13 protein-coding genes and 1 tRNA gene (1 of these 14 cut by a window edge) are annotated in these 17,818 nt (G+C 53.1%); 9 read left to right on the top strand and 5 right to left on the bottom strand.

Annotated elements, in window-relative coordinates; all coding sequences use genetic code 11:
* Positions 1–232: 232 nt before the first annotated feature.
* From smrA to REIFOR_RS15880, 4 genes are all read left to right on the top strand, one after another.
* On the top strand, positions 233–829 hold the full coding sequence (smrA, locus tag REIFOR_RS15890; RefSeq protein WP_100258485.1) for a DNA endonuclease SmrA: 597 nt from the start codon (positions 233–235) through the stop codon (positions 827–829).
* Between the two features lie 39 nt (positions 830–868).
* Positions 869–1,408, top strand: coding sequence for a phosphatase PAP2 family protein (locus REIFOR_RS15885; protein ID WP_100258484.1), 540 nt, complete (start codon positions 869–871; stop codon positions 1,406–1,408).
* Between the two features lie 345 nt (positions 1,409–1,753).
* Complete coding sequence (locus REIFOR_RS16890; RefSeq protein WP_158524414.1) at positions 1,754–2,188, top strand: hypothetical protein; 435 nt, start codon at positions 1,754–1,756, stop codon at positions 2,186–2,188.
* A gap of 70 nt (positions 2,189–2,258) precedes the next feature.
* Positions 2,259–5,525 carry an FG-GAP-like repeat-containing protein gene (locus REIFOR_RS15880; protein WP_158524413.1) on the top strand — a complete coding sequence of 1,089 codons (3,267 nt, stop codon included), beginning with the start codon at positions 2,259–2,261 and terminating at the stop codon, positions 5,523–5,525.
* Positions 5,526–5,598: 73 nt separating this feature from the next.
* On the opposite strand, the gene REIFOR_RS15875 is transcribed toward REIFOR_RS15880, so the two are convergent.
* Positions 5,599–6,501 (bottom strand): aldo/keto reductase, encoded by a 903-nt coding sequence (locus REIFOR_RS15875; RefSeq protein WP_100258482.1) that lies wholly within the window; start codon positions 6,499–6,501, stop codon positions 5,599–5,601.
* Positions 6,502–6,916: 415 nt separating this feature from the next.
* Between REIFOR_RS15875 and REIFOR_RS15870 the strand changes: the two genes are divergently transcribed.
* Positions 6,917–10,120: an alpha-amylase family glycosyl hydrolase gene (locus tag REIFOR_RS15870; RefSeq protein ID WP_100258481.1), complete on the top strand. Its 3,204-nt coding sequence runs from the start codon at positions 6,917–6,919 to the stop codon at positions 10,118–10,120.
* A 176-nt stretch (positions 10,121–10,296) separates the two neighbouring features.
* Here REIFOR_RS15870 and REIFOR_RS15865 read toward each other — a convergent pair.
* Both REIFOR_RS15865 and hemL read right to left on the bottom strand, forming a co-directional pair.
* Positions 10,297–10,383 (bottom strand) — tRNA-Leu (locus REIFOR_RS15865).
* Between the two features lie 84 nt (positions 10,384–10,467).
* Complete coding sequence (gene hemL, locus REIFOR_RS15860; RefSeq protein WP_100258480.1) at positions 10,468–11,754, bottom strand: glutamate-1-semialdehyde 2,1-aminomutase; 1,287 nt, start codon at positions 11,752–11,754, stop codon at positions 10,468–10,470.
* A 210-nt stretch (positions 11,755–11,964) separates the two neighbouring features.
* Between hemL and REIFOR_RS15855 the strand changes: the two genes are divergently transcribed.
* Positions 11,965–14,670, top strand: coding sequence for a winged helix-turn-helix domain-containing protein (locus tag REIFOR_RS15855; protein WP_100258479.1), 2,706 nt, complete (start codon positions 11,965–11,967; stop codon positions 14,668–14,670).
* Between the two features lie 217 nt (positions 14,671–14,887).
* Here REIFOR_RS15855 and hemJ read toward each other — a convergent pair whose 3' ends face one another.
* Positions 14,888–15,310 (bottom strand): protoporphyrinogen oxidase HemJ, encoded by a 423-nt coding sequence (gene hemJ / locus REIFOR_RS15850; RefSeq protein WP_227003845.1) that lies wholly within the window; start codon positions 15,308–15,310, stop codon positions 14,888–14,890.
* A 309-nt stretch (positions 15,311–15,619) separates the two neighbouring features.
* Here hemJ and REIFOR_RS15845 point away from each other — a divergent pair, with 309 nt between their 5' ends.
* The 3 genes from REIFOR_RS15845 (at position 15,620) to erpA (ending at position 17,228) form a co-directional block, all read left to right on the top strand.
* On the top strand, positions 15,620–16,378 hold the full coding sequence (locus REIFOR_RS15845) for a DUF6776 family protein (protein WP_100258477.1): 759 nt from the start codon (positions 15,620–15,622) through the stop codon (positions 16,376–16,378).
* Entirely contained in the window at positions 16,365–16,799 is a 435-nt protein-coding gene (locus tag REIFOR_RS15840; protein WP_100258476.1) for a bactofilin family protein, read from the top strand. The genes REIFOR_RS15845 and REIFOR_RS15840 overlap by 14 nt, the downstream gene beginning before the upstream one ends.
* 75 nt (positions 16,800–16,874) lie before the next feature.
* Positions 16,875–17,228 (top strand): iron-sulfur cluster insertion protein ErpA, encoded by a 354-nt coding sequence (erpA, locus tag REIFOR_RS15835; protein ID WP_100258475.1) that lies wholly within the window; start codon positions 16,875–16,877, stop codon positions 17,226–17,228.
* Positions 17,229–17,492: 264 nt separating this feature from the next.
* Here the strand turns inward: erpA and REIFOR_RS15830 are convergent, their stop codons facing one another.
* Positions 17,493–17,818, bottom strand: partial view of a peptidoglycan DD-metalloendopeptidase family protein gene (locus REIFOR_RS15830; RefSeq protein WP_227003710.1) — the 3' end only. The gene runs 967 nt beyond the window's last position; only the last 326 of its 1,293 coding nucleotides appear in the window; the start codon falls outside the window, past its right edge — the gene reads right to left on this strand; it ends in the stop codon at positions 17,493–17,495.

Genomic DNA, 17,818 nt, shown 5'->3' with positions numbered 1-17,818 from the left:
CCAAGCCATTGACCAAAGCTTTTACCGCATGTTTACACCGTCCGCGTGGCGGCCCAGTTAGGCCGGGCCGATCGATGTGTCTTGCCACTGACCGCGGTCTCGGCGTCCAGACAGCTTGGCCCGGATCAACCGGAGAGGCAGCGTCGCCATCATGTGTCATTCAAGGGTAAACCTATATGGCTGGTTGTGCCTACCAGAATTCGCTAAGATCGACGGCTAATAAGGGTGATCTATGATAGAAGACGACGATTTGGCCGCTTTACGGCAGGAAATGAAGGGTGTCACGCCGCTTAAGGGGGTCCGTAAGGTGGATCGCAGCTCAAGTAAGGTTGCCGAGCCGACCCTCCAGCATCGACGACAGATGGCGGTGACGGTTGAACAGAAATCTACCAATCATTTAAGCGATGAGATTATTGATCTGGTTCAGCCTCTGGACAGTCTGGAATATCGCAGCAATGGGGTGTCATTGGGGGTTTTTCGTAACTTGAAACGGGGTCAATATTCGATTGATGCCAGGCTGGACTTACACCGCATGAAAATGCTTGCAGCGCGCGAGGCTGTGTATCGATTCATCCAAGATTGCCAGCGCTTTGATACCCGTAGTGCGATAATTCTGCATGGCAAGGGTGAGTTAAGTGAACCGAAGGCGTTTTTGAAATCGTGCGTCAATACTTGGCTAAAACAAATACCGGAAGTCATTGCCTTCCACAGCGCGCAAAAACACCACGGCGGTGTCGGCGCGCTCTATGTGTTGATCAAAAAAAGCGATCGATTGAAACTTGAAAATAAATTGCATATTAATCGAGGTCGGGAAGATACCGACTTTTAAGTTGCCACCCAGCCTAACGGCGCAAGGAATAGTCCGACCATGAGTAATGTTAAAAAGATGAGCTGTTGCATTGGTTTGGCACTGTCGATTTCGATGTCAACGGTATCGGCTCAGGATCTGATCGAAACGGCGGGCGATGTATTACAGATAGCCCTGCCCTTAACCGCGCTAGCGTCCACCTTTAGCCAAGACGATGCCGCGGGCCGCAAAGCGCTGCTCACCTCCTATGGGTCGACCTTTGTCCTGACCCATCTGCTAAAGAACACCGTTAACAAGGAACGGCCGAATGGCCGCAATACCCTTAGTTTCCCCAGCGGTCATACCAGCTCGGCCTTTTCGGGCGCGTCGTTCTTGGCTAAGCGCTACGGTTGGGATGTGGGTTTGCCGGCCTTTTTAGCGGCCAGTTTTGTCGGCTACAGTCGAGTCCATGCCGACCAGCATGACTGGTGGGATGTAACCGCTGGCGCAGCCATCGCGATCGGTTTTAACCAGTGGCTAGTGCCTGATCCTGACGGGGTTAGTATGGCTCTGATGCCAACGCGCGGCGGTTACCAGTTGGCCCTGAATCTTCAATTTTAGAGCTCGCAGCCTGTCCCTGATTAGGCACCTGTTTGTTCGGCAGCTCGCTATTCGAGTGATAAGCCAGCATATATGAGTCGGGTCGGACAGAGGCGCTGTTTTTTTGACACCGCTAGTAATTACAAAAAGCAACATAAAATCATTTCATTGGCCCTTCGAGACCCTAAGGTATCTGGGTTGCTACAATCCGCCATTTTAATGGCGAAATATGGTAAGTTGTGCTGATTTGTTAGCACCCATATTGAAGTTTGCCGCAGGTTGGTATGATTTTATTCTTTTTAATAGACGCAATTGCCAATGGTAGGGTTCAAGTCGCGGCGGCTCATTGGGTTATCGATTATTGTAATGGGTCTTGGATTTTTTTTTCGCCTAGGCAGCCAAGCTATTGAGGACCAGCCAAGGCCCGCCGAGGCCGGCATCGATGAGCTCATAGCGCCAATCAATACACGCCAATCACAAGCCAGTCCCGCTGCAACCAAAGCCGCCTTACCCAGTTCGAGTAGCGCCAGCCCTGACGTCTCGACGCCAGCCCCATCAGCCCCACCGCAGCTGAATGTCTCGCCCATAGCGACGTCCTCCGTCGTGCCCCGCCCGGCATTTGATGCCCTGCCACTTGAGAGCCAAAGCGAAATTCGCGCCTTTGCATCGCGCGACAACAGTGATCTGGTCATCGAGCAGGTCAGTCCAACCCTGTTCCGGGCCAGTTTACTGGGCATCCATCAGGCCGTGCCCGTCGCGACTATCGGAGCCGACGGTCAGGTTACCATCAATGAGTATTAGTACTGGACGGAGATATGGTCACCAAAACGGCCGTGCCAAGTCTCCGGGGCCAATAGGGTGGCGGGTCAAATTGCTGTTAAGTGTCGCTGCCAGCTTACTGGCTGGCGCCGGTCACGCTTCAACGATCACCGGCACCGGTTCAACCTTTGTGCTCAACTTTGGGGTTGGCTTTACCGGCAGCATCGGTGAATCTCGCGCCGCAGTTTTCAATGCCGCCGCGCAGATTTGGGCCGATCGGCTGATCAGTGCCGTGCCCATCGAGATCGATGCGGCTTTCAGAAGCCTCACCTGCAGCGCAAGTTCGGCGGTATTGGGCTCCGCCGGGCCCGCCGCCAGCTATTACCTTAGCGCCGGCGGTCCCAGCTTAGGGTTGCTCAACAACACTTGGTACCCAGTGGCCCTGTTTAATGCGCGCAGTAACTCAGATGCCGATTCTGGTGTGGCCGATATTACCGCCAATTTCAATGCTTCGATGGATAACAACAACGCCTGTTTAAACGAGGTCAGCTGGTATTACGGCTTGGATCACAATCCGCCGGGCAACGACATCGATTTCTTTGAAGTGGTGTTGCACGAACTGGCTCACGGTTTGGGCGTCTTATCGCTAGTCGACAGCGCGGGCAACAAGGCCAATGGCTTGATGGACGGCTATTCTTTAAATCTTAAGGACAAGAGCGTCGGACCCTGGACAGACCTGAGCACAGCGCAAATTTTCACCTCGTTGACCGATACCGGGGATCTGGTCTGGACCGGAACCGAGGTGAACGCGTTGGCCGATACCCTATCGGCTGGTGTCAAGGGGGGTGAGGTGCAGATGTATGCGCCGTCACCCTATGAAGGCGGCTCCTCAGTGTCCCATTTCGATACCGCTTTGACGCCGAATGAATTGATGGAGCCGCAATATACCGGCGACGCCAACTTTAGCCACACCTTAGCACTGTACAAGGATATTGGCTGGCAGCTGGTCACCGGGGCCAATACGGCGCCCATTATCAGCGGTCAGCTCGACTTGGCCACCAACGAAGACACCAGCCTAACTCTGAGTATGGCCGATTTCACACTAATCGATCCGGATGACAGCAGCTTCACCCTGGCCGTCGGCAGTGGTCTGAACTACCGCGTGAGTGGTAATAGCATCACCCCGGATGCCAACTACAATGGCACCTTAAGCGTCCCGATCACGGTTAACGATGGTGACAGCGACAGCGCCAGTTTTGCCGCCGCCATCACCGTCAATGCGGTGAACGACGCACCGGTTATTTCAGCGCTGGCTGACATCAGCCTAGCCGAGGATGGCCGTTATGACTTTGACTTGAGCGACGTCACCATTACCGACCCGGACTCATCGACCTTCTCCCTGAGCGTCGAACCAGGCATCGATTATCAAATGGTGGCCAATAGTCTATTTCCCACGGCCGACTTTTTTGGGCCATTGAGTGTCGATCTGTCGGTATCAGATGGCGACCTCAGCAGCGCGCTGGCCACCATGACGGTGCAAGTCACGGCGGTTAACGACGCCCCCCAGTTAGTGGGCAGCCCAGAGACCAACGTAGTGATCGATCAAGATTATAGGGTCCAGTTCAGTGCGACGGATGCAGACGGCGATGACTTCCTCTTTTCGGTTGTCAGCGATCACGACTGGTTGTCAATCGATACGACCGGACTGTTGAGCGGTCAGCCAGAGGGCAGCGACATCGGCGCCGCATCGGTTAAGATCCAAGTGGGCGATGGTCAGGCCAGTACCGAGCAGCGCTTTACGTTAACCGTGAGCGATTCCGACAGTGCCGATTTGGCCCTTAGCCTCAGCGCCTCGGGCCATCTGGTAGGCCTCTCGGAGGCGACCAGCCTGGCGCTAAGCATCACCAATGACGGCCCAGCGGTTTTGGCCGACGGCTACCTGGTGATAACCCTGGATGCCCCGGCAAGCTTTAACAGTCTAGGCAGCGAGTGTGTTCTGGTCAGTTTTGGCGAAGTCCGTTGTGATCTGGCCGAGATCGGCGAAACGAGGTTGATTACTACTAAGGTGATCAGCGACCAGGCGGCCCTAGTCAATGTCGAAGTCCAACTCTTTACCACCCAGATCGACCCGAACAGTCGCAATGACTGGGCCGATGTGACCCTAGTCTTTCAGGCTGACCTGGCCGAACCAGAGGTCACGGCACCGGTCTTGAGCGGTGTCGACAGCCATGGGGTGGCCGCGGCGGATTTGACCGGTGATGGGCTTATTGAATTAATTTTCGCCAATAGTGAGGCCCAAGCCGAGCAAATATTCGCCTTCGATAGTGGCTACAATAGCCTCGCCAGCCGACACATCTTGACCGGGGTTGCCAATAGTCATGCGGTCATCGCCATCGATTTAAATCAGAACGGACGGCCCGATCTGGTGTTCGCCAATAGCGGGGTCAACCTGATTTATTACAATCAGGGCGCGGGCGTTTATGGGGCCCCAGATGAACTGGGTCAGGCCGACAGTCGTGCGGTGATTGCGTTGGATTTCAACGGCGATAAGTTGGTCGATCTGGCTTTTGCCAACATCGACCGCGCGAACGAAGTATTTTTGAACGACGGTCAGGGCGGCTTTGTTCCGGCCGACCTTTTGGGGCGGGCTGAATCTGAATCCATTGGCTTGGCGCAACTCGATGCCAATGGCGATGGCCGACCCGATTTGATCGTTGCTAACCGCGCGGATGATGACTATATCTATTTGAACCAGGGTGCCGACTCAACGGGTCGTGTTTTTGTCGACAATGCCCTAATTGTCGGCGATCAACAAAGCACCAGTGCTGCAGTGCTGGTGGCTGACCTAGATAGCGACGGTGTTGCGGATGATATTGTGATCGGGCAGCACACCTCGTCACAGAATCCGAGTATCCAGATATACCAGCCCAGTGGTAGCGGACAGTTTACTCTGCGCCTAGAACTCTCGGCTGGGGATGTCCGCTCCCTGTCGGTTGGCGACTATAATGGTGACGGCGAAGCGGACCTTGGGGTGTTAAATGACGACGGCCTGGTGCAGGTGTTTACCCAAAAGCAGGGCACCTTTGCCTCGGCCCTAACCTTTTTAGCGCCAGGCGCTAACGCTTTGGTGTTGTCGGATATCGATGGCAATGGCCGAGCCGATCTCATTGTTACCGGTGATGCCAGTTCAAGCAGCCGGGTATATTTCAGTTCCGAACCGGTGGTCGCCCCGCCGCCCAATAGCAACCCAACTCAGGCGGAACCGACGGTTACCGTGGTGAAAAAGACCGGTAGTTTAGGCGAGTTGTTGGCACTGTTTGGCCTGTTCTTATGGTCGACTCGGCGCTATGCGGCCCAACGCATGGACCGGCCGGATTAGAACTCAGCCCCTGTGCTATGTGCTGCGGGTGCTGCTGCGCCTTGGATTAATGGGTCTGCTGGCTGCTTCGTTTCTAGGGCAATTCGTTGCCCGAGGCTGCGACCCAGATTTCAAACCAGGTTTCGCGATCGATCTTGATCGCTAACGCCTCGCTCAGCCCCTGGATCCGGCCGACGTTATTGGTACCCACGACCGGCAAGATATGCGCCGGATGGGCCAAAAGCCAAGCAAAGGCAACCAAATCCATCCGACTGTTTTGTTCCGCGGCCAGTCTTGCCAGCAACGGCCGGACGCGTTGCGCGGCGGCTTCATCGCCGAATAACCGACCACCGGCCAAGGGTGACCAGGCCAAGGGTGCCAGGCCATCGCTTTGTATGTCGCTCAGATCGCCATTTAAGAAGGCATCCTGACACAGGATGCTTATTTCCACCTGATTGATCACCAGACGGTGACGCATATGACCCTGTAACAGGCGCCACTCTGGGGCATGAAAGTTGGACACCCCGGCACTGCGAATTTTACCGGCATCAATCAGTGCGTCGAGCGCGGCGCCGGTCTCTGCGGCATTCATCAGGGGGTCGGGACGGTGAATGAGTAAGCAATCGAGATAGTCGGTGTGCAAATTCCTCAATGACAGCTCTACGCTGCTGTTTAGATAGGCCGCGCTGGTGTCGTAATACTTAACTCGACGATCAGGGAACTTTTCGGTGTTCAGGCAAATATCACATTTGCTGATCAATTCCATCTTCGACCGTAAACTACTGTCTTGCGCCAGCGCCTGACCAAACAGTTGTTCACACTCATAATTACCATAAATATCGGCATGGTCGAAGGTGGTTATGCCCTCCGCGAGTGCCGCATCAATTTTAGCGCGGACCTGTTTTATGCTTTGGTCTGGGTCATCTGCCAAACGCCAAACACCATAGATTAGGCGACTGAGAGACAGCTCGATATCGGTGAGATTTATTCGTTGCATAAGGATTTTCCGGCCGGTTTTACCTCACTTTAAAGCCTTAATGCCAAGGTGCCAATACGTACCACCTGTTTCGCTCGCCTTTAAGTACGAAGCCGATCCATTGGCAACGCCTCTTATCGATCGGTGCTCAGTGTGATCGACTCCTCAAGACTCTGTGTGGTCCGGTTTTAAATGCTCATTTAGGTCATTAAAAAGTGACCCTAAACATGACCTCCCCTGAAGTGAAACATTGTTACTGTCTGCTTGCGGAATTTACTCCCGAAAAATAATAAGTTGAATGTTCGATTGTGCCTTGTCTTGTTTTACCGGCACACGCGCTGCGCCGGGAACCCGTTGCTAGATCTAACGATAGTTAATTGACTGAGCCTTCACCGCAAAATCTATCTACACAAAAAATATAAAACCAGGAGATATAATGAAGAAAATACATCAAAAATGCCCTGTCCCGCGCATTGGTTTTGGTCTGGCAGCCCTAACCCTAGCCATATGCGGCCAACCCTTTGCTAATGAATTTTATGGTACCACCGAAGCCTTTGCCGAAGAGGCAATCTACTTTGTGATGACCGATCGCTTTGTCGATGGCGATACCAGCAATAACCAGTTCGATCAGGGCAACGATGTCGGCCAGGGCACCTGGGACCGATCCATGCCGTGCAGCGATGGCAGCGCCGCTAATATCGGTTACCAGGGGGGTGACTTTGCCGGCATCTACAACAACGCAGACTATATAGCTGAAATGGGCTTCACCTCGGTGTGGATAACACCCGTCGTCGACAATCCAGACGAGGCCTTTACCGGCGGCAGCCCCCTCGAATGCGGCGCGGGCGTTGGAGCCGATAAAGGTAAAACCGGTTACCACGGCTACTGGGGCGTTAACTTTTACCAGGTCGATGAGCATCTGGAATCGCCCGGCCTGAGTTTTCGCGAATTCAATAGCAAGATGGAAGGTGAGTTCGGCTTGAAAACCGTGCTCGACATAGTCGGCAATCACGGTTCTCCGTCCTATACGATGACCGAATCCCAGGCTAAATTTGGCCAAATTTATGACCAGGACGGCAACTTAAAGGCGGATCATATGAATCGCCAACCCAGCGACTTGAGCGATGATGAGTCTCTGCACGACTGGTACAACCGCGGCGGTGGCCTGGCGCAACTGTCGGACTTGGACGACGAAGATCCTGAGGTCATGGACTACCTAGTCAGTGCCTACTTGCAGTGGATCGACCAGGGTGCCGACGCCTTCCGGATCGATACCATCGCTTGGATGTCGCACGCTTTTTGGAAGGAATTTTCCGATCGCATCCGCGCCGAGAATCCCGATTTCTATATGTTCGGTGAAAACTTTAACTACAACGCGGGGGCCATTGCACAGCATCAGAAACCTGAGAACGGCGGCATCAGCGTCCTCGATTTCCCGGGTCAGCGCGCGATCACTCAGCTGTTCCAAGACAGCTCGTCAGACTATGCCGATATCCAATGGTATCTGCACCTGGACGACGGCCAATATACCAACCCCTATGTCTTGGCGAGCTTTTACGACAACCACGACATGTCGCGCATGAACTCCAACGGCAATGAAAACGTCTTCGTCGATGCCAATAACTGGCTGTTTACTGCCCGCGGTATTCCGGTGGTGTATTACGGCTCTGAAATGCAATTTATGCAGGGTAAGAGTGAGCACGCCGGGAACCGAAATTACTACGGTCAGGACAATATCAACGCTGCGCGCAATGGCCGAATCTATCAAGAGTTGAGTGCCATTGCACAGATCCGGAAAACCTCGGTCGCGTTACAAAAGGGCCTGCAGGTCAATGGCGAGTTTGCCGGCCAGAAGGCTGCATTCTTCCGCGTCTTCGAACAGGCCGATCAGGTGCAAACCGCGCTGGTCTTATTAAATAAGGGTGACGCCACCGCGTCCTTCAGCGTGAGCCAATACCTTAGCCCCGGTGACTGGGTGGACGCCGCCAGCGGCGAAGTTCACAGTGTGACCGACAGCCTGGCCACCACCGTCGAGGCGCATGGCGTCAAGGTACTGATACTGAACGCCGAGACGACAGATGCTGAATTGATCAATGTTTTGATGGATCGGATGAATCCCAAGGAAAAGGTGGTTGTGACCCCAGAAAATCTGCTTGCCGGTGAATCGGTGACAGTCAGTTACCGTAGTGGTGCCAATAAAGAGCTGCTCTTACATTGGGGTATTAACAACTGGAGCGATAGTGGTACATCGATGGGCGACGAAGCCCTGGTCTATAATGCAGAAACCTTTGCCTACGAAGGCACCCTGACCTTACCCGCAGACGCCAGTCAGTTCGACTTTGTGTTTAACAACACCACGGATGGCAGCTGGGACACCAACGGTGGCTCCGACTGGCATGTTAGTGTCGAGCCACGTCCGGTTGAACTGCCCCCAAGCACGCCGATCAATGCCGTGGCTATAGCGGGTAATGGCCAGGCGATCGTGCGTTGGGATGCCACCGCTAATACCGATGAATATCGGGTCTATTACACCGATGACGGGCTCGAGCCGAGCCTACTATCGGAGCAGGCGACGGTCACCGACAGCTCCTTCACCCACACCGGGCTAACCAACGGCACGACCTATAGCTATCGAGTCTTGGCGAGTAATGAGTATGGTGATAGCGCATTGGGTACCACCAGTCAGGCAACCCCGGGTGAAAGCTTTGCAACCAATCTTGGTCAGGGCGCGACCCTGCATCTGACCGGCACCGCCTTTGCCGCCTGGGACCCGGCCAACACCACCTATCAATTGCAGATGGTCGCCGACCATCGCTGGCAAACGCGGGTTACCTTGCCGACCGCACTGACTAACAGTCCTTACAAGCTGACCCTGAATGGCACTTGGGCGGTAAATTGGGGCGGCAATGCCAGCGGACTTGCAGCCAGCCTGAACCGCAGCGGTGGCGATGCCAGTGCGACTCTATCGGCCGGTGACTACCTGCTCTCGGTTGACGAAGGCAGCTCTGCAGAAGATGGCCTGAGCCTGAGTTGGCAAGCACAGGGCGATCCGGTCTTAGCGGTTAATCCAATGGTCTTGGATTTGGGCGACCTGGTAGTCAACAGCCAAACCGATAGTGAGGTGTTACTGACCAATGCCGGTGCTGGCAGCCTGAGCGTGAGCGATGTTAGCGAGCCGGCGACCTGGATGACCGCCACGCTGGATGATCTCCGTATTACCGTGGCAATCGACACCACCGAGTTAATCGTGGGCATGAGCTACAGTGACTTTATTGTGGTCGAGTCCAATGGCGGAGATGCCTTTGTCGAGGTGCGCTTTACGGTTGTCGCAGCGCCGGTGGGCGTAACGGTCACCCTCAGCTGTACCAATGGCCATACTAAGATGGGTCAAAGTGTCTACGCGGTCGGCAATGTTGCCGAGCTGGGTCAGTGGAATGTTGCCGATGCAATCGCTCTGGAATCGACAACCTATCCAACTTGGACTGGCACGGTGACCTTGCCTGCGGCAACGGCCATCGCCTGGAAATGCATCAAGCGTGATGAAACCCAGCCGGCTAAGGATCTGGTTTGGGAGGGCGGTACAGATACGCTTCTGACCACGCCGAGTACAGGCACCGATTCGAGTGCCGGCGCGTTCTGATTCCTGGTGAAATCGGGCTTGGCGCAGAGCAACGCTGAAGTCCGAGGACATTTTCGAACCCCACCCTGAGTGGGGTTTTTTTTATGTCCGAATGTGCGCAGGGTAAGAGAATGAAGAAGGAATTGCAGGCGAAAAAAAAGCCGACTAGGTCGACTTTAATCCGTTCACTGTTCTAATGGTGCCTAGGAGAAGACTCGAACTTCCACGCCCCGAAGAGCACAAGCACCTGAAGCTTGCGTGTCTACCAATTCCACCACCTAGGCTGATAGTGAACATCAACTCCCTTACAGGGCTGATTGGCGCGCATTCTAATGATGGCTCGGTAAGCTGTCAATCACTATCCGCAGCTATTTCAGTGTTTTTAATACTCGTCCAGCTGCGGCGATGGTTGCGTTGATGTCCGCATCGGTGTGCGCTAACGACATAAAGCCAGCTTCATAGGCGCTGGGTGCAAAATAGATGCCTTCGGCGAGCATGCCGTGGAAGAACGCATTGAAGCGTTCGATGTTACAACGGCTAACTTGCTCAAAGGTGGCGATGTCGCTTTCTTCACTGAAGAATAGGCCGAACATACCACCCATCTGATTGCTGCTCATCGGAATATCCAATGCAGCCGCTTCGGCTAGGATGCCATGGGTCAAGGCCAGCGTCTTAGTGGTCAACTGTTCATAGACGCCAGGACGACTCAGTTCGGTTAGTACGGCCAAGCCGGCTGCCATGGCGACTGGATTGCCAGATAGGGTGCCGGCCTGATAGACGGGGCCCTGTGGCGCCAAGAAATCCATTATATCGGCGCGGCCGCCGAACGCCCCGACCGGCATGCCGCCGCCGACGATCTTGCCTAGGGTGGTCAGATCCGGTTGAACGCCATAGTTGGCCTGGGCGCCACCGAGAGCAACGCGAAAGCCACTCATAACCTCATCAAAAATAAGCACACTGCCGGAGGCATCACAGCACTCACGCAGAGTTTCTAAAAAGCCGGGTACCGCTGGCACACAATTCATATTGCCGGCGACGGGCTCAACGATCAGAGCGGCAATATCCGCGCCCAACTCAGCAAAGCAAGCTCGAACCGCCTCAGGGTTGTTGTATTCTAGGGTGACCGTATTCTTGGCGACCGATTCAGGCACGCCTGGTGATGTCGGCACGCCCAGGGTAAGGGCACCCGAACCGGCCTTAATCAGCAAACTGTCGGCATGGCCGTGATAACAACCTTCGAACTTGACGAGAATATCCCGGCCGGTAAAACCGCGCGCTAGCCGAATGGCCGACATGGTTGCCTCGGTACCGGAATTGACCATGCGTACCTTTTCGATCGAAGGCATCAGTTCGCAGACCTTTTCGGCCATCTCAATTTCCAAGAGCGTTGGCGCACCGAACGACATGGCCTTATCAACTTGAGCATGAACCGCATCGGTCACGGCCTTGGCGTTATGGCCTAGAATCATTGGGCCCCAAGAGAGGACATAATCGATATACTGCTTACCGTCTATATCGGTCATATAAGCGCCGGCTGCTCGGTCAAAAAACACCGGCGTGCCGCCGACACCTTTGAAGGCACGAGCGGGGGAGTTGACCCCACCTGGGATGTGTTCTTGCGCTCGGGCAAATAGATCGGCCGAAGTTTGAGTCATGGCAACAGTCCTGTAATGTAATTTGAGGGCTATATTGACCAGCAATGTCGATCTACGCAAACAGATTGACCATGATTTGGCCGAAACTTCGACTATAATTAAGAAAAGATGGATTTAATGCACTTTCATTGATCCACAGGGTTTGAATTTAAGGAGAAAGGCTGGGTATGATTAAAACACATTCGCGTTACCTCGGATGGTATAAGATTCATGACTGAGTCTATTCCTTCGCACTACTTAGTGCCTTCCAAGCTTTCCGTACCCTACTTACCGCCGAACGCGATTCATCGTCATCGGGTCGACGATGCCTTTGTGTCGGCCTGCAAATTGCCCCTGGTGGTGCTCTGTGCACCGGCTGGCTTTGGCAAAACAACCGCGGCCCTGCACGGTTTTCAAGCCCTCAAAGCGGATGAACCGGAGGCTCGTTTAGCCTGGTTGTCGCTCGATCCGGAAGACACCGATCCGTTCACTTTCGCGGCCTACTTTATTTCGGCGATTGAGAAGCAGGTACGCCTGTCCGATCAGCTCTGTCACGCTGGCATTAACGATCGCAATACCCAACTGAAGTCCCTGTTCGGACAGCTGCTGTTTGAGCTCGATCGGATACACCAACGGCTGATCATCGTGCTGGATGATTTTCATGTTATCGAGTCGGACGAAATCCATGGTGCAGTGGCTTATTTGTCCAAGCACTTGCCGCCCCATGTCACTCTAGTCTTGACCACGCGATCGGATCCGCCAGCCAGCATTATGTCCCTGCGCTTGCAGGGTTTGGTCGCCGATATGCAAAGTGACCTACTGGGTTTCAGTGTGCCGGAGGCGCAGACCTTTTTTCAGCAGCTCGGTGGTGGTTTTCAGCTCGATGAACCGGACGTTAAGCGCCTCTTGGAACATGTCGAAGGGTGGGCAGTGGGCCTGCAATTGATTGTCCTCGGCCTGAAATCCAAGCCGTCCTTTGATGAACTCAAGTCACGGCTGGAACAAAAAGACCTCAATGCCATCGACTATTTCGATTCCGAAGTGTTCGATGCCCTGCCCAAGGATGTTAAAAAATTCTTGCTCTGCACCAGTATAGTAAAGCGCTTCAATAGTGAGGTGGCCGAGGCCTTAACGGAAAATATCAATGTCCATGAGGTGCTCGAGTACCTGCAGCGGCAACACCTATTTATTGTGCAATTTAACGAGCCACAGCAGTGGTTTCGTTACCATCACCTATTGCGAGAATTTTTACAGCACAAGTTACTCACACAATCCGGTGTGGATATTCACCTGTTGCACCACAAAGCCGGCAAAGCCTTCTTGAAAATGGGCTACATAGTGGGTGCCGTAGACCATGCCATTCGCTCTCAGGATCATGACCAGCTTGTCTATATCCTGCGCACCTATGGCGAAGATCTCATCCACAAGGCGCATTACGATCTGGTCAAACGCTGCCTGGCCGAACTCAGTGATCAGGCGATTACCAGTGACCCGCAATTGACCTTGGTTTGTTGCTGGGTGGAAGCGATCTATGGCAACCCGCATCGAGTGGATACCATCCTGTCCTTGGCAGGACCGTTGCTCACCGACGGGCCAGAGCCAAGCACCTTGCTGCGGGCAGAATATGAAACCGTTCGCTCCCAGGCGTACTTTTCGCTGGGCGATTTCGTCAAGGCCGAAAAAGCGGCGAGTAGCGCCTTAGCATTGTTTCCCGCAGCCAATACCCGTCGGCAATCGCCCCTGCTCACCTATGCCAACGTTAAGTTTGAACAGGGTGAACTCGATCGTGCTTTATCGATCTATGAGGAAAGCGAACTGCTAAGCCGGCAGGAGGCCAACCACGACGCGGTCTTGTGGAGCCTGAATCAACAATCCCAAATATGGAAACAGCGCTGCGACTTCAGCCGATCGATCGAATTGGCCAAGGAAGTTCAGGAATACGCTCAGCAGCACAGTGTGAACAGCGGCTTTAATGTCTGTTTCTCATTGTTCAGTCAGGCCGAACTGGCGCTGGAGGCTTATCATCTGCGTGAGGCTAGGCTGCTGATCAATGAAGTTAGCCTCTTGTGTCAGAACTGGGACGAGTTTTGGGCGCAGCACCTATACGGTTGGTTGTTGAAGATGGAGATGCTCAAGGGCAAGCCAACCATAGCCCGGGAGTTGTCGAGTCAGCACGAAGGGATACTGGCGCGCGAAAACGTGGCAGAGCATCTGATTCCCTATTCGATGGAAGTTCAGTTGCTCTATTGGTGGCAAAATGACGAAATTAAAAAGATTGAAACCTGGCTTAAGGCGACCCCGGCGATCGGCCGCTGCCATAGCATGCGCGACTATGTCGTCTTGCGCGCCCAGATATATGGCCATATTGCCTGCCAGCGTTATGGTGAAGCATCCAGTCGATTAGAGCAGATCTATTCGCCCTTGCGGGAGTTTGAAGGTCGCCCCTATCAGTTGGAATTCATCCGTCTTGGCCTGTTGCAGGTGGCGTTGCTGAACCTGCAAGGCAAAGCGGACGAGGCCATGGCCGAACTGCTGCTGCTGTTGCCGCTTATTCAACAATATTCCATTGTGGCCAGCATCCTGTTTCTGCGTCAGTGGGTTATGCCGTTGTTTGAGTCGATGGATGTGGCAATTTTGCCGGAGGACCAAGGGCGCTTTGTGGAACAATTGCTGATTCTCTACAAACAACGCAACACCTCGAGTCGGCGCGGGGAAGAAGAGGTGCCGGACGGTTTGCTGGCTTTGGGCATCTCCAAAAAAGAGTGGCGCGTTCTGCAATATATTATTGATGGTAAGAGCAACGACGACATCGCTCAAACCATGTTTATAGCCGTTAGTACGGTGAAGACCCATATCAACAACTTGTATAAGAAACTCTCGGTCGTGAATCGCAAAGAAGCGATTTTGGTGGGGCGAGACTTAGCAACAGCAAGTTAGCAGAACAGGCTAGAAGGTCTGCTTTGGATTGCCGGTTAAAAATCCACCTGTTAATAGTTCAACCGAGTGGGGCATGGCATCATCCGTTCTGCGGCTCTAAACTAAAGGAGTACCTCAATATTGGTCTCTGTTGAGGTTGTTTCGTTGATTGGTAGTTTTTGGGTCTGCCCTTATCGGGCGGACCCTTTTTTTTTGCTGACCGATGCTTTGGCCTTGCTTAGAAGGGTTTGACCACCACTAATACGACAATGGCTACCAGGGCTAAGACTGGCGCCTCGTTAAACCAACGAAACCAGACGTGACCACGAGTGTTTGTGCCGGCGCGGAACTGTTTGAGTATGGCCCCGCACCAGAAATGATACGCCACAACGGCCGCGACCAGAGTGAGTTTAGCGTCCATCCAGCCGCCTTGGAGCAAGCCCGGGTTCAGGTATAGCATCCAGCTGCCAAACACCAAGGCCAAGACCATCGCAGGCGTCATGATGCCCCGATATAGCTTGCGTTCCATTAAGCTAAAGCGTTCCTGCGACACTCTGTCGGTGGCGTCAGCATGGTAAACAAATAAGCGAGGTAAATAGAATATCCCAGAAAACCAGGCGATTACGAAGACGATATGAAACGCCTTAAGCCATAAAAACATCACGAATACGAGCCTCCATCGAGTATTGATAAATTAGACTGCAGTTAAGGTGGCCGGGTAATGAGGCCGAATCAGTCTGTGCTCAACGCCCCGTGAAGCCCGTCAAACTGATACTTTTTCTCACCAGCGCTAAGTGAGGCTGCTCAGCAGGGCTGGACAGCCCTGTTCCAAAAGCCGTTTTTTAGGCGCTTAGCGAGTGTTAATAAGCAATTGGATCATACTCGTTTATCTTACTATTTGTTATGATGACCGGGCTACCCAGCCAATAATCGGTTTTTGGGCGTATTTTGCAAAGTCAGGGGTTTGTGCATGGGTCAAGTTAAAGGCAGGGTGCTGGAAAATTTAGTCGTAGTACCCCATCGCCCGTGGCGTCGTTTTATATATATCGTGCTGACATTGTTAACCATGGCTGCTGGTGTCTATACTTCATATTGGTATGGTATAAGTCAGGGTATTGGTCAGGAAAAGGTCCTGTATCAGCAGCGGCAGCAGCTACAGATTGAGCTATTGGAAAGTATAGGCCGGGAAGATGAACTGCGTCAGCTGGTGGCAGTGCTCGAAAATGCCACCTTCGTAGACAAAGAATCGGTTGACGGGGTTCGACAGACCAACCGTGAACTAACCGATCGGATTGCCCAACTAGAAGAAGATGTCTCGTTATATCAGGGCATTATGTCGCCGTCGGTGAACGCCGCCGGTTTGACGATTCAGGAAGTCACCCTGGTGAAAACCGCGAGCGCAAACCGCTATCGATTTAAGGTGATGTTAACGCAGGTCGGCAATAATTCCAGCTATCTGCGCGGCTTTGTCGGGGTGACTATTGTCGGGGTACAGGGTGACACTGTCACCGCCTACCCCCTGAAAGACCTATCAATAGACATAAGCGATACCGAAATCAAGTTTCGTTATCGCTACTTTCAGGACTTTACCGGTGAACTGGTCTTGCCTGAAAATTTTACGCCTGATCAACTTCAGGTCATAGCTCAATCTGTAGGCGATAAGCCCGCGCGATTGGAAAAAGCGTATATCTGGTCAGATTTGGAGACTGGAAACAATGTGGGGCAGTGAAAAAACCGTGGGTAAAAATGTAACGCTAATTACAGCAAAAGCAGAAATACTGGGTGATATTCGAATTTCCGAGGCATTGCAGATCGAGGGTGCTATAAAAGGCAATATCCTTGCAGATCCGGACAGTAACGCGGAAGTGACCATTGGTGTCAAAGGGATCGTGGAAGGCGAGATCCGAGCACCACACGTGGTGATTAACGGCGAAGTTAAGGGCGATGTCTATTCTTCCGAACACATTACGCTGAATAAGAACGCACTGGTTACGGGCGATGTTCACTACGTGATGATGGAAATGGTGATGGGTGCCAAGGTTAATGGCAAGCTGTTGCATGTCACCAGTGAGCAGGGCAAGAAAGCGAAAAAGGATCCGATCAGTATGATCGAACCTGTGAACCTATCTGCTGTAGAATTAAACAAATAGTGTAAAGTAGCAGCTAATAGTTGACTGTTTTGCTCAGGTATTCATAATCCAGCGTCTATTAGAGAGGGTATTCTTATGACTGATGTGGCAGATGCTGTAGCGGAAGCATTAAATATTACGGCCTCGGCGGTCAGTAAGGTTCGGGAGTTAGTGGTCGAAGAGCATAATGCCGACCTTATGTTGCGTGTGTTTGTTACCGGAGGGGGTTGTGCCGGTTTTCAGTACGGCTTTACGTTCGATGAATCAACCGACGATGACGACACCCTGATTGAAAAAGAAGGTATCCGCTTTGTGATTGATTCTTTAAGTGTTCAATACTTGGGCGGTTCTACGGTCGACTATTCCGAAGGCTTGGAAGGCAGCCGGTTTGTTATTCAAAACCCAACCGCATCGACAACCTGCGGCTGTGGCTCGTCATTTGCCATCTAGTGCCCGTTAGCCAGGGCGGTGGCCAATGCTCTGCCATTTGGCGCTTCCGAGATGGGTCGATACAGTGGCGATGACCTCTTGAAACATCTGCCACTGTCGTTCAGATAGAGGCAAAAATCCCAGTTATTTCTCAGAACTACGCATTGCTCAGCGTTCTGCTGGGGGGCGCACTTGTTGAAGCGCTCCCAGAGCCTGACGCAAAAAAAAGCCCTACAGGCGCGCAGGGCTATTAGTATTTTGCTGTTCTGACGGCAGCACTGGGCGTTATTCAAAATCACCTGCAGCAGCGAAACCCTCATCGAAAACGCTCAACTGACCGATCATATTGGTTGAGTAATTCTGAAAATCGTCTCGATATTCGCCAGCAAGTGGCCGAGCAGTTGGTAATTTAACCGTTTGCGGATTCTTGTGCACGCCATTGACCTGGAACTCATAATGTAGATGGGCCCCGGTTACGCGGCCGGTTGCGCCGACATACCCGATGACCTGGCCCTGTTTGATGCGGTTACCTACCTTGGTGTACTTGGAAAACTTACTCATATGAGCGTATAGGGTGCGGATATTTGCGCCATGCTGAATTACCACAACAT

The organism is Reinekea forsetii (assembly GCF_002795845.1).
Taxonomy (GTDB): Bacteria; Pseudomonadota; Gammaproteobacteria; order Pseudomonadales; family Natronospirillaceae; genus Reinekea; species Reinekea forsetii.
This window is presented reverse-complemented; position numbering and strand designations above follow the sequence as displayed.

Bases quoted from the DNA above. Each gene is read 5' to 3' on its own strand.
- smrA (WP_100258485.1), top strand. From the start codon at position 233: ATGATAGAAGACGACGATTTGGCCGCTTTACGGCAGGAAATGAAGGGT.
- REIFOR_RS15885 (WP_100258484.1), top strand. From the start codon at position 869: ATGAGTAATGTTAAAAAGATGAGCTGTTGCATTGGTTTGGCACTGTCG.
- REIFOR_RS16890 (WP_158524414.1), top strand. From the start codon at position 1,754: ATGGGTCTTGGATTTTTTTTTCGCCTAGGCAGCCAAGCTATTGAGGAC.
- REIFOR_RS15875 (WP_100258482.1), bottom strand. From the start codon at position 6,501: ATGCAACGAATAAATCTCACCGATATCGAGCTGTCTCTCAGTCGCCTA.
- REIFOR_RS15870 (WP_100258481.1), top strand. From the start codon at position 6,917: ATGAAGAAAATACATCAAAAATGCCCTGTCCCGCGCATTGGTTTTGGT.
- hemL (WP_100258480.1), bottom strand. From the start codon at position 11,754: ATGACTCAAACTTCGGCCGATCTATTTGCCCGAGCGCAAGAACACATC.
- REIFOR_RS15855 (WP_100258479.1), top strand. From the start codon at position 11,965: ATGACTGAGTCTATTCCTTCGCACTACTTAGTGCCTTCCAAGCTTTCC.
- hemJ (WP_227003845.1), bottom strand. From the start codon at position 15,310: ATGTTTTTATGGCTTAAGGCGTTTCATATCGTCTTCGTAATCGCCTGG.
- REIFOR_RS15845 (WP_100258477.1), top strand. From the start codon at position 15,620: ATGGGTCAAGTTAAAGGCAGGGTGCTGGAAAATTTAGTCGTAGTACCC.
- REIFOR_RS15840 (WP_100258476.1), top strand. From the start codon at position 16,365: ATGTGGGGCAGTGAAAAAACCGTGGGTAAAAATGTAACGCTAATTACA.
- erpA (WP_100258475.1), top strand. From the start codon at position 16,875: ATGACTGATGTGGCAGATGCTGTAGCGGAAGCATTAAATATTACGGCC.